The 12042-nt window shown below is 68.5% G+C and carries 9 protein-coding genes; 5 read left to right on the top strand and 4 right to left on the bottom strand.

Annotation, left to right across the window (positions count from 1 at the left end; all coding sequences use genetic code 11):
- Positions 1–108 precede the first annotated feature (108 nt).
- Positions 109–1149 carry a dual-specificity RNA methyltransferase RlmN gene (rlmN, locus tag DEIMA_RS08450; RefSeq protein WP_013556821.1) on the bottom strand — a complete coding sequence of 347 codons (1041 nt, stop codon included), beginning with the start codon at positions 1147–1149 and terminating at the stop codon, positions 109–111.
- Positions 1150–1250: 101 nt separating this feature from the next.
- On the opposite strand from rlmN, the gene DEIMA_RS08445 reads away from it, so the two are divergent.
- Positions 1251–1946: a hypothetical protein gene (locus DEIMA_RS08445; protein ID WP_013556820.1), complete on the top strand. Its 696-nt coding sequence runs from the start codon at positions 1251–1253 to the stop codon at positions 1944–1946.
- A gap of 175 nt (positions 1947–2121) precedes the next feature.
- Here DEIMA_RS08445 and DEIMA_RS08440 read toward each other — a convergent pair whose 3' ends face one another.
- The 3 genes from DEIMA_RS08440 to DEIMA_RS08430 all read right to left on the bottom strand — a co-directional run bounded on the left by DEIMA_RS08440 (position 2122) and on the right by DEIMA_RS08430 (position 8158).
- The gene (locus DEIMA_RS08440; RefSeq protein ID WP_013556819.1) at positions 2122–3246 is read right to left on the bottom strand and encodes a hypothetical protein; all 1125 of its coding nucleotides are present in this window, start codon (positions 3244–3246) and stop codon (positions 2122–2124) included.
- Between the two features lie 150 nt (positions 3247–3396).
- Positions 3397–5805, bottom strand: a complete 2409-nt coding sequence (locus DEIMA_RS16910) for a putative bifunctional diguanylate cyclase/phosphodiesterase (RefSeq protein ID WP_013556818.1) — start codon at positions 5803–5805, stop codon at positions 3397–3399.
- A gap of 67 nt (positions 5806–5872) precedes the next feature.
- Positions 5873–8158: an endonuclease MutS2 gene (locus tag DEIMA_RS08430; protein ID WP_013556817.1), complete on the bottom strand. Its 2286-nt coding sequence runs from the start codon at positions 8156–8158 to the stop codon at positions 5873–5875.
- A gap of 205 nt (positions 8159–8363) precedes the next feature.
- On the opposite strand from DEIMA_RS08430, the gene DEIMA_RS17900 reads away from it, so the two are divergent.
- The 4 genes from DEIMA_RS17900 to DEIMA_RS08410 all read left to right on the top strand — a co-directional run bounded on the left by DEIMA_RS17900 (position 8364) and on the right by DEIMA_RS08410 (position 12009).
- A complete protein-coding gene (locus tag DEIMA_RS17900; RefSeq protein ID WP_148234930.1) occupies positions 8364–9665 on the top strand; it encodes an LCP family protein in 1302 nt (433 codons plus the stop codon).
- Positions 9666–9682: 17 nt separating this feature from the next.
- Positions 9683–10144, top strand: coding sequence for a DUF2262 domain-containing protein (locus DEIMA_RS08420; protein WP_013556815.1), 462 nt, complete (start codon positions 9683–9685; stop codon positions 10142–10144).
- Between the two features lie 145 nt (positions 10145–10289).
- Positions 10290–11372 carry an acyl-ACP desaturase gene (locus DEIMA_RS08415; RefSeq protein ID WP_013556814.1) on the top strand — a complete coding sequence of 361 codons (1083 nt, stop codon included), beginning with the start codon at positions 10290–10292 and terminating at the stop codon, positions 11370–11372.
- 130 nt (positions 11373–11502) lie between these two features.
- Positions 11503–12009 carry a hypothetical protein gene (locus DEIMA_RS08410; RefSeq protein WP_043816586.1) on the top strand — a complete coding sequence of 169 codons (507 nt, stop codon included), beginning with the start codon at positions 11503–11505 and terminating at the stop codon, positions 12007–12009.
- The last annotated feature ends 33 nt before the right edge of the window (positions 12010–12042 follow it).

Below are 12042 nucleotides of genomic sequence, written 5' to 3'. Positions count from 1 at the left end.
TTCCTCCTCGGGGTAAGTACCGCTCACTTTAGCATGGGGACCCTGGGGGAAAACAGCGAAAAAATCCGCGCCCAGTGCGAGGGCGCGGGCCTGATCAACTCATGAGCCTCAGGCGAGTTGCATGAGGGATTGCCCCTGTGGGGGCCGCTTGAGCGCCAGCTGACCACACGCAGCCCCCGCGTCGCGCCCACGCGAGCGGCGCACGCTGACCTCCACACCACGCGCGGACAGGACGTCGTAGAACGCCTGAATCTGCGCCTCGGTGCTCTCCTCGAACCCGCTGCCCTCCCAGGGGTTCATGGGAATCAGGTTCACGTGCGCCACCAGACCGCGCAACAGGCCCGCGAGTTCCTCCGCCTGCCACAGGTGGTCATTCACGCCGCGCAGCATGCTGTACTCGAAGGTGATGCGGCGACCCGTAACGTCCTGGTATTCGCGGGCAGCGTCCATGATGTCCGCGATGCTGTTGCGGTGCCCGGTCGGAATGATGCGCTGACGGGTCTCCTCGTCGGGCGCGTGCAGACTGATGGCCAGACGGATGCCGAGGTCGTCTTCACGCGCGAGCTTACGGATGCCTTTGGGCAGACCCACCGTGCTGAGGGTCACGCGACGCTTGCTCATGTCGAACGCGAGCGGGTGCAGCAGGATGCGGGAGGCGAGCATCACGTTGTCGTAGTTCAGGAGCCCCTCCCCCATCCCCATAAACACGAGGCTGCGAATGTCGCGCGGGGGGAGGCCCTCGCCGCGCGCGACGGCCAGGACCTGCCCGACGATCTCGCCGGCCGTCAGGTTGCGCCCGAACCCCATTGCGCCCGTCGCACAGAACGCGCACTTCGCGGGGCAGCCGACCATGGTGGACACGCACACGGTCTTGCGGTCCAGGTACGGCATGTACACGGCTTCCATCTGCTTGCCGTCGTGCAGGGTGAACAGGTACTTGACGCTGCCGTCGCGGCTGCGGGCCGTTTCCGTATGCAGGAACGGGTCGAGGCTGTACGACGCGGCAAGTTCAGCGCGGACGTTCGCGGGCAGGTTCGTCATGTCCTCAAAGCGGCCTGCGCCCTTCTCGAACACCCACTGCAGCAGTTGCTTGCGGCGGTAACCGTCCAGGGGGTACTGATCAGGGTGAAGGTCAAGGAGTGACTGCATCAGATCAGTGTAGAGGGCGCCCGCAGCCCTGACCGTGCCTGGGGTACGCTTGCCGCTGACATTCGCCTCCCCGTTGATCGCTGGCGCGCTACGTTCCGGCCATGCTGAAGTTCCGCCGGCATCTTCCCTGGACGCTCCTGACCCTGTTGCTGATCTGTCCCGCCCAAGCGGCGCGCCTCAGCACGCAGGCCTACCTGAACGCCGTCGCGCGCACCCCGAACGAAAGTGATCGACTCGGCAACTTCCGCATCCTTTACGGATACGTCACGCAGAACAGCAAACCCACCGTCTTCGACACGCAAAACGATTACCTGCGCTACGGCGCGGACCGCACGGGCGACTTCTCCGAGATGGCCATCTGGCGGACCACCAACGGGAAGGCACTCATTGGCGTCAGCAGCATCCTCCCGCGCTCCCCGACCTGCGGTGACTGGCCGTGCACCCCCGTCGTGGAATTCGCTTTCCATGATGGGCGCACCCTACGTCCCTCCAACCGCCGGGACACCGGCGTGATCTCCGAAGTCTGCAGTTCCCTGTACTCGCGCGTGAAAGCCGAGGAACTACTCCCACCGAACGTCATGCGCGCATTCATTGAGCGCGCACGCGACGCCCGCCCACGCCTGAGCGCCCCGGGGGACTTCGAATTGATGGGCGTCCTGCCCCGCAAGGGCACCAGCCTGACCGTGGCGGTCCTGAACCAGGCGGTGGCTCCCGCCTACCGGGATCAGCTGATTTCCCTGGCCTATTTCCAGTGGGATAAAGTCCGGGGCACGTTCACGCCCAGCACTCAGCCCTGACCGGGCAGGCCGGACGTCGCCCGGATTTCTGGCGGCCCTCCCCACCATCACGAAGAACCCACCCGCACGGCGCGCAGCTCGGGGGTGGGTTCTTCGACCAGGGACGGGGTGGGGGGAGGAACCTCGTCTGCCTCCAGGGTAGAAGGACACCCCTTTCAGGATTCTGACAGCCCCGTCACCTGGGCCCGAAGGTAATCCCGAACCGCCACGCCGTCGTCACAGTGTTGTTCGCGGCGGGCGTGCGAGCGTAATCAATGGTCGGGCCGAACGCCCCCGTGGGTGTACGCAGAAGGACGTCGGTGCGCACGCCGGCCGTATGCAGGCTGAAGTCATACCGCGGAACGACGTTCAGGTACGCCGCGTTGAGGTCTACTTTGAAGGCCGCACTCAACTCGTTCCGGCTGAAACGCTTCTCGTACCAGACGCGCTCCGCGTGGTACTGCACGTTCCGGAGGGTCAGGGGGCCGGCCGTGGCGTCCAGCGTGAGGGTCGTGTCGAGATTCGTGCGGCGGTAATTGCCGAGATTGAAGAAGCCGATGGGTGCGTCGCCCGCGACCTGCCGCTCGAAGTGACTGAGGGTCACGCTGAAGTTCGGCTCCGGGCGGATCGTTCCACTCAGGTACGCGTCTGCGCTGAGCTGCGCCTTGCCGTTCGTACCGGCGAAGATGCGGGTCACCGCATACGTGTTGTAGGCAAACTGACCTTTATCGGCGGCGACTCCAGCGAAGGCTTCAGCCCGGGCATAAGGCGTGCTGGCTGCGCCCTGAAAGGCGTAGCCACCCTCACCGAGCAGCCGGAATGGACCGTAGACCTTCGCGTAGCCGACACTGAACTTCCCGTAATTGTCTGTGGAAACATAGCGTCGGCACACGTTGTTGATGGGGTCGGCGGGGTCAATGCTGGTTCCCGCGTCGTTCGTGCAGATCTGACCGCTGTCACGAACGAATCCTCCGAACTGCAAGCCGTTGGAAGGGTCGTGCGTCAGTTCGACGCGGAAGGCCCCGAGGGTCGCTCCGCGCGCGTCGTTGCGGAAACGCCCGAGCGCGAAGGTGGTGTCGCGGTAGCGGGTTTCAGCGCCGAATTCGGTGTAGAGCGGGTGCCGGACGTAGGTGAGGCGTAGGTCAATGGGGAACGGGACGGGGATACGGCGCAGGCCGAGGCCGCCGGTGTAGACCGGTTCGGGGAATTCGTTCGCGTAGCGCTGGAAGTAGTCGCGGGGCAGGAAGGGCGGCGCGGTTTGCGCGGTGGCGCTGCTGGCGGCCACGGCCAGCAGCGCTGCGGGCAGGAGGCGTCGGGTCACGGTTTCATGGTGCCCATAGGCCCCTCTGAGCGACGTGAGGAATTCATGCAGGCGATCAGCGCCGACTCACGTTCAAATCAGCCGAGCGTTCGCGAAGCTCCTATGGGAGGTCATGGTTTGGCTGCGGGTGGCCTTCCTGACGGTGGGCCTTCAGGCCCGGATGTTCTCGGGAGGGACGGGCTGGCCGAGGAGGAAGCCCTGCGTGCGTTCGCAGCCGAGTTCGCGGACCTGCAGGAGTTGCGCGGGTGTTTCGACGCCCTCGGCGACGACGTCCAGGCCGAGAGCGTGGCCGAGGGCGACGATGGCCTGGACGATGCGGTGCGCGCCGGGCGTCTGGTCGAGGGCCTGCACGAACGCCCGGTCGACCTTGAGGGTGTTGACGGGGAGCGTCATGAGGTAATTAAGGGCGGAGTTGCCGGCGCCGAAGTCGTCGATGCTGAGGCGCACGCCGAGGGCGCGCAGTTCTGACATTTTGCGCGAGACGCCGGGCACGTCGCGGATAATGAGGCGTTCCGTGAGTTCCAGTTCGAGGTCGCGGCCGTCGAGGCGGTGGTGCTGGAGGGCGCGGCGGACGATGTCGACGAAGTCCTCGCGGGCGAACTGCGCCGGGGAGACGTTCACGCTCATGCGGTCCACGGCTGTGCCGTGGGCGCGCCAGGCGGCGAGTTGGCGGCACGCCTCGTTGAGGACGTACTGCCCGATGGGGATGATCAGGCCAGTGTCTTCTGCCACGGGAATGAACGTGGTGGGTGGGACGTTGCCGAGGGCGGCGTTCTGCCAGCGTAGCAGGGCCTCCACGCCGACGACGAGGCCCTGGGCGTTGTGGAGCGGTTGGTACGCGAGGGTGAGTTCGTGGCGGTCGAGGGCGCCGCGGAGGTGCTGTTCGACGGCGGAGCGGGCGGCGTCCACGGCGTTCATTTCGGGGGCGTAGAAGGTGATGTTGTTCTTGCCGCCTTGTTTGGCGCGGTACATGGCGATGTCCGCGTGGCGTTGCAGGTCGGTGGCGTCTGCGCCATCCTGCGGGTAGAGGCTCACGCCGATGGACCCGGAGACGTGCGCGGCGCCGTCCGCGAGGTGGATGGGTTCCCGCAGGGCCCGGAGGATTTTCTGGGCGACGCTGGCGGCGTCCTGGGCGGTGTTGACGCCGAGCAGCATGACGGTGAATTCGTCCCCGCCGAGGCGCGCGACGGTGTCGTTGCGGCGCACGTTGTCCTGCAGGCGGGAGGCGACCTCGCGCAGGAGTTCGTCGCCGGCGGCGTGGCCGAGGGTATCGTTCACGGCTTTGAAGCCGTCCAGGTCGATGAACATGACGGCGAGGCGGCCGCCTTCGCGGGCGGCGCTGGCGATGCCGCGCTCTACGCGGTCCTGGAAGAGCGCGCGGTTGGGAAGGCCGGTGAGGACGTCGTGTTGCGCCTGGTGCGCGAGGCGCGCCTGGCTCGCTTCGAGTTCGGCGGTGCGTTCGCGGACCTTCAGTTCGAGGTCCTCGGTGAGGCCGCGCAGGGCGGTGTTGGCGACGTCGAGTTCACGCGTGCGTTCCTGCACGCGCCCTTCAAGTTCGCCGGAGAGGCGGCGCAGGGCGTCGGTGAGGCGGGCGTTTTCGGTGAACGCGATGATCTGGCGGACGACGACGAGGGCAGTGACGAGGACGGTGCCCCACAGCACGCCGCGTTGCGCGGCGCTGGTGCTGCGGTCGCCGCTGATGAGCAGCGCGAAGGCGGCGCCGAGCGCGAGGTACGGCAGGTACGGCGCGGTGTGCTGCACGAGGGCGGGGCGGCGTGAGGGGCGTTGCGTGGTGGTCGGCGCGAAGGAGGCGAGGGCGAACAGGGTGGCACCAGCGGCCCAGAACACGTCGACCCAGGAGCCTTCCTGGTACGTGCCGTTCGCGCCGAGGACGATGAAGGCCTGGTCGGCGACGATGAGGCACGCGAGGCCGAAGCCGAGGGTGGCGTCGCGCGCGCCGAGGGGGGCGCCGCCGCGCAGGGCGACCAGCAGGAGCACGCTGAGGAGCGCGAGATCCCCGAACGGGTACGTGAGACCGATGATGGCGGCGAGGGGTTGTCCGGCGTATCCGGTGAGGACGCCGTACAGGACGTACTTCCAGGCGAAGACGCCGACGGCGGCGATGATGACGGCGACGTCCACGCCGAGGCGCAGGCGTTCCAGGGTGGTGCCGGGCGTGCGGCGGAACCGCAGGAACCCCCAGGCGTACAGGGCGAGCGCGAGCAGGAAGAGGGCGTCGGCGGCGCTCGGGAACGGCGGGTCCTTGAGAACCAGCAGCAGGTACGCGTAGATGCCCTGCCCGAGGCCGAAGGACACGAGGCCGGCGCCGAGGGTCCGCCACGCGCTGGCGTCGTGCGGCGCGCGGGGCGCGTTGAGGATGCAGGTGGCGCCGCCGAGCAGGAACGTGGGGATGTAGATCAGGGCGCTGACGGTCAGGCGGAACCCCTCGCTCCCCCACGCCACGAGCACCCACAGGAGGTGCGCGGCGAGGAGGATGACCGTGAGCGCGAATGTGAGGCGCGCCGCGGGGCGCGGCGCCGCCGGCGCGGAGGGCGTCATGGCCCACTGTAGGCGGATGGGCGGCGCGGGCGCCTTTAGGAAGTTCAGGGTTGGCGGGCGGCGTCGTTCAGCTCTTGATGTTGATGATGGTGACGCCGTGTCCGCCCTGGTTTGGTTCGGCGTCGTGGAAGCTGGCGACGCGCTTCTCGGTCTTGAGGTAGTCGCGGATCAGGCGACGCAGTACGCCCTGGCCCTTGCCGTGGACGACGCGGAGCGGCGTTTCACGCAGGGCGGCCGCTTCGGCGATGGCGCTGCGCAGTTCCTCGACGGCTTCCTCGACGCCCAGGCCGCGCAGTTGCAGTTCCTTCTGGAAGGTGGTGGGCGCCGTGCCCGTGAAGGTGGTTTTGGGTTTGGGGTTCTTGTCTTCCTGCACGAGGCGGACGTCGCGGCGGCGCACGCTGATCTTCATGACGCCGAGTTGCACGACCAGTTCGTCACCGCGCACTTCCAGGACCTGCCCGGCCGCGCCGTATGCGGGGACGGTCACCTGACTGCCGACTTTGAGGGGGTCACCTTTGAATTCCGGTTGGGGCAGTTTGGGCCGTTCCGCCTGGGCGGCGCGGCGCAGTTGCCGCAGTTCCTCCATGACGCGGGGGCGAGCGGCGTCCTCGCGGGCGCGGGCGCGCAGGCCGCGCACCTGTTCGAGCGCGTCGGCGTACAGCGCCTCGGCTTTCTGGGTGGCCTGGGCGATCAGTTCGTTCTGGCGTTTCTGCAGGTCGGCGCGGTCCTCGCGGGCGCGCTGGAGTTCCGCTTCGGCGTGGCGGCGGGCGCTGACGGCCGTGTCCAGTTCGGTTTTGAGCTGGTCACGGTCACGTTCGAGTTCTTCGAGGAGTTTCTCGAGCAGGCCGCCTTCCGGGCCGAGGATGCTTTCGGCGCGGGCGATGAGGGGTTCCGGGAGGCCCATGCGGCGCGCGATGGCGAGCGCGAACGAGCGGCCGGGCGTGCCGACCTGCAGGCGGTACGTGGGGGCGAGGTCCTCGACGTTGAAGCCCATGCTGGCGTTTTTCAGACCGGGCGTTTCGAGCGCGAACAGCTTGAGCGGCGCGAGGTGGCTGGTGATGACGCCGCGCGCGTTCTGCGTGAGCAGCTGTTCGATGAGCGCCTGTGCGAGCGCCGCCCCTTCGGCGGGGTCGGTGCCGCTGCCCAGCTCGTCAATGAGGACGAGGGTGTCAGGCGCGGCGTGCTGCAGGACGGAGCGGAGGTGCTGGAGGTGCGCAGCGAACGTGGAGAGGCTCGCCTCGATGCTCTGCTCGTCGCCAACGTCGACGAGCAGGTCACGCACGACGGGGAGTTTCGCGCTGGCGGCGGCGACGTACATGCCGCACTGGTGCATCAGGACCGCGAGGCCAAGCGTTTTGAGGGTGGCGGTCTTGCCGCCCATGTTCGGGCCGGTGATGAGCAGCAGTTTCGTGTCGCCGAGGCGCAGGTCGTTCGGAACAGGATGCTCGATGAGCGGGTGGCGGGCCTCGGCGAGGTCGAACTGCCCGTCAGGGTTGGGGGTGGGGCGGTTCAGGCGCCAGTCGCGGGCGAGGCGGGCCTTCGAGGCGATCAGGTCGAGTTCACCGAGCGTCTCGACAGTCATGGGGATGTCGGCGTCGTCGGCGATCAGGACGCTCAGTTCGGTGAGGATGCGGCGCACCTCGGCTTCCTCGTCGAGGAGAAGGCGCGCGAGTTCGTTGTTGAGCGGCGTGATGGTCGCGGGCTCCACGAAGTACGTCTGGCCGGTGGCGGAGGCGTCCACGATGATGCCCTGCACCTGGTTGACGGCGCTGGCCTTCACGGGGAGGACGTAGCGGTCGCGGCGCAGCGTGACGATGTGCTCCTGCAGCTGGTCCGCCCAGCGTTCCAGCGTGGCGGTCAGGCGTTCGCGGATGCGGTCGCGGAGCGGGCCGGCGCGGCGGCGCAGCTCGCGGAGTTTCGGGGTGGCGTCGTCGCGGACCTGCCCGTCCCGGTCGAGGCTTTCGAGGGCGCGGCGGACCACGAGGCCGTGTTCACCCAGGCCGAGCGCAACGTCTTTCAGGGGGCCGCGGGAATTGGTGTGGATGGCGCGGCGCACGGTCATGGCGGCGTCCAGGGTGTACGCGACTTCGAGCACTTCGCTGCCTTGCAGCACGCGGCCCTCGCGGGCGCGGTCGAAGTGCGGCCGGATGTCCTGGATTCCGCCCAAGCTGAGGCTCACGCCGAACAGGGCGTCCTCGACCTCGTCCAGTTCGCGCGCGATGCGGCCCGCGTCATCGCTGGGCAGGAGGGCGCGGGCGCGTTCGGCGCCCATGCGGGTGGCAGCGCGCGTGGCAAGCGCCTCCCGGATGCGGGGGAAATCGAGGGTGTCGAGGGCGTGAGAATCGAACGGCACGCCCTGAAGTATACGGGCGTGGCGTGGGGGAACCGTGCGCCGGGTGGCTTAGTGATGAAGGTTTTATTCGCGTGCAGGCGCCACCCGCGCCCCCACCGCCGAGTGCAGGGCCGGGCGGAAGTGTGGGGACATCGGCGCTCGGTCCGAGCTGAGCAACACTCGCTCAGTCGCTGGGGTGGCGCGCGGCCACTACCCTGAGGGCAGCATGAGCCGTCCTGACGTTGCTGTTCCCGACCGCCGACTGCGCGCGCGGCGCCTGGTGGGGTGGATCCTCGCGGCGCTGCTGCTCGTGGCGGGTGCGTACGCGTATCACCTGAAGGCCCGCAGTGGCGAGATCGCGCGCGCGCTGTGGGAGGAGCTGCAACCGAAGGACGCCGGCATCGACCCGGCCATCTTGAGTGAGCCGCTGTTCCAGGACCTGCGCCCAGGAAAAGCCACGTCGCAGGCGGACAAGTCCGGGAAGACGCCCCGCCCGGGGCGTGCCGTCACGCCGCCCCCCTCCACGCCAGCAGCTAGAGCGGCCACGTCCGCGCCAGCAGCGGTGCCGACGTCACGCGCGCCAGCGGCGACCCCAGCTGCGGCGGTGGCCGGACGCACGGCCACCGTGACGCCCGCTCGGACCACGCCTTCGGCGGCTCCGACACCCATCCAGCAGGCCGCCGCAGTCTCATCGGCTTCGGCGTCCCCTGCTGCCACCCCGGCTCCGGCTGCGCCCGAGGCCGCAGCGGCAGTGACCGCGCCGGCAGTCCGTCCGGATCTGGATGCCGGCAGCAGCCGACCGAACCCGTTCACGGACCGCGTGCACATCCTCCTGATCGCGAACGACCAGGAACGCATCGGCGCCGGCCGCGCGGATTCCATCATGCTGCTCACGCTCGATCCGGGCGCGCAGCAACTCCGGGTGCTGAGCATCCCACGGGACACGCGCATGTTCATCCCGGGGCGCGGCGTCGACAAGGTGAACCACGCGTACGCGTTCGGCGGGGCGCGCCTGCTGAACCGCACGCTGCAGCTGTTCCTGGGGTTCCCGTTCCAGTACTACGTGGAGGTCAGTTACGGTGGGTTCCGGCAGGCCATCGACGAGGTGGGGGGCGTGGACGTAACGTCGCCGTTCCCGTTCACGTACGAGGGGCAGACATTTGCGGGCGCGATGCACCTGAACGGCGTGCAGGCGCTCGCGTTCTCGCGGATGCGCAAGCTCGACCCGGACGGTGACTTTGGGCGGGAGCGCCGTCAGCAGGCGGTCGTGCGCGCGCTGCTGCAGGAACTCGGGCGGATTCCGCTGGACAATCCCTCGCGCCTGAACGCGTTCGCGGAACGCCTGATTCCGTACGTGCGCACGGACCTGTCGCCCGCACGCATCGTGAAGTTGCGCGCGCTGCACCCGTACGCCGTGCAGGCCCCCGCGACGCTGCGCATGGCTGGGCAGGGGCGCATGATTCGCGGCATCTACTACTTCGAGGTTGCGGACGCGGAGCGTCGGCGCCTGCACGTGGCGCTCCGCTGATGGCGTAGGCTGGGCGCATGACGGGGGCGTACGTGTTGGACGGCGTGGGGACCTTGCGGCGCGAGGAGTTCGAGGGGTGGCCGGCGCCGCTGGTGCAGTGGTCCGCGCAGGCCCGCACGGACCACGGCGATGTGGAGGTCGTGCTGTACGACGAGCCGCTCACGGAGGAGCGGCTGGCGAGCGCGGGCGCGGCGGTGCGGGCGTTCCTGGCGGAAATGCCGGACCGGCGGGCCCTGGTGGCGGCGCGGTTGCTGCCGCTCGCGCGTTCGTGGTTCGAGAACGCCCCCGATCAGGACGACGCCGGGCCGCTCACGGCGGATGCGTTCGCGGCGCTGTTGACGCTGACGTCCCTGACGGTGGATGTGGACGGTACGGTCACGGCGTACTATGACGATCATCATCAGGTGTTCGCAGGGCATGTCGTGCAGGGCGTGTTCGGTGCGGACGGTCAGCTGCTTGATGCGGACATCCCTGGTTGAGCGTTACCTGAAGTTTTCCTTTGGGCGGCGGCTTTTGGACCGTGTCTACAGGGGGGTTTTCTCACGCCCTGCCTTGCTAGCATGAGGCGTTCCGTGACGTTCCCGCCGCGCCCGCGGCGCCTTGAATCAAGTGCAGGAGAGACCCATGAGTGCCATTATCCCCCCCAACGTCCTCGGTGACATTCCCCGCACGCCCGCCGGCTTGCTCAGCAACCGCGAAAAGGATCGCCTGATCGAACGCGCCTTCCTGGGCCTGTACCGCTGGTACACCGCGCGCAGCCAGGAAACCCGCAACTGGAACGCCGACAAGAGCTTCGACTGGCGCGCCATGAACCATGACCTTCCGGGGGAGATCATCACGGTCGTGCAGGGCTTCTTCGCGGTGGAGCAGTACGCGCCCGACTACACCAGCAGCCTCGTGAACCTCGTGCGCCGCAGCCACGGCCGCAGCCACTTCCAGATGCGCTGGGGCAGCGAAGAGGAGAAGCACGCGGACGCCTGGGAGAACGCGGTGCTGTTCAGCCGCCAGCGCAGCCCCGAGTGGATCGCGGAGTACAAGGAACGCCTGAAGAGCAAGCAGTGGGAACTGCCGTTCCCGGACGCCATCCATAACCTCGTGTACACGGTCTTCCAGGAGCGCGCGACGCAGCTGAACTACCTGAACCTGATGAAGATCGCGCAGGGCAAGAGCGACAAGCCGCACCTCAAGGACGTGCGCGACCCGGTCCTCGCGAAAGTCGCGCAGACCATCGCCGTGGACGAGGCCGCGCACTACAACTTCTTCCTGGAAGGGGTGCGCCTGTACCTGTACTACTACCCGCAGCAGACGCTGCAGGCCATCAAGAATGTGATTGCGCAGTTCTCGATGCCCGCCGCGACGCTCGTCCCGAACTGGGAGGAGTTCTTCGAAACGGTGTACCGCGCCGGCATCTACGGCCCGCGCGACTTCAGCCGCGACGTGATGCAGGTCGCGTTCCGGAACCTCGGCATTGAGAGCCGCAAGAAGCTTGAGGAAGGCATCAAGGCCACGCGCGAGGTGCCGGACTTCGAGGACGACAGCCGCGTGCAGACGATCATCTGGGACACGTTCGACTACGGCTCCGTCGAAGGGGACGTGCGCCGCCTGCACGTGAAGATTCAGGATTACGAGAACGAGATCGGCTTCTCGGAACTCGACCCGACCGAGTTCATCGAGAACCCGGAAGTGCCACGCACGGCGCAGGAGTAAGCGCGGAGGTCAGCGCGACCTGACCATGCGCGAGGAGGGACCCCCGGCTCACCGGGGGTCCCCTCGTCATTCCCGGCACCTGAGGTTTATGGTGCCTGGCTGCTCATGTGGCTGGTTTACCATGGCGCGCATGAGTCGCCCACGGCGCGTCCCCCTGCTTGTTCTCAGCCTCGCCGCGCTCGCCGCTCTCCCCCACGCGTCCGCACTGGACGTGCGCGTGCGCATTGGCGCGCGCACCGGGGAGCCTGTCGCGGCCAGCGTCCAGCGCGGCCAGCTGATGCTGCCGCTCGACGCGCTCGGGCGTCTGGGTCTGCCGGTCCGTACGGACGACATCCATGACGTGGTGGATGTCGGCTGCCTGCGCGTGCGTGCAGGCAGCGTCCGCGTGGCGTTCATGCCCGCGCCCGGCGGGGCGCCCCGCATGCTGCGCGCCCCGGACCTGCCAGTCGCCGCGGACCGCCGCGCGGGCGGCGTGCGCGTGCCGGTGCGGGGCCTGCTCGCGCCGTTCGGGTTCCGGCTCGCGTTCGATGCGCGCGAGGGCCTGCTGACGCTCACGCCGCCGGACGTCGCGCAGCTCCAGCCGGACCGGGCCACGTGCGCCCTGGCGCTCGCGGCGTGGCTCACCGGGGAACGCTGAGTGGCGCTCGCTCAAGGGGCGTTCATCGGGTGG

It is taken from the genome of Deinococcus maricopensis DSM 21211, from assembly GCF_000186385.1.
Lineage (GTDB): Bacteria > Deinococcota > Deinococci > Deinococcales > Deinococcaceae > Deinococcus_B > Deinococcus_B maricopensis.
Note: the sequence above shows the minus strand (reverse complement) of the source record. Positions and strands in the feature narration are given on the sequence as shown.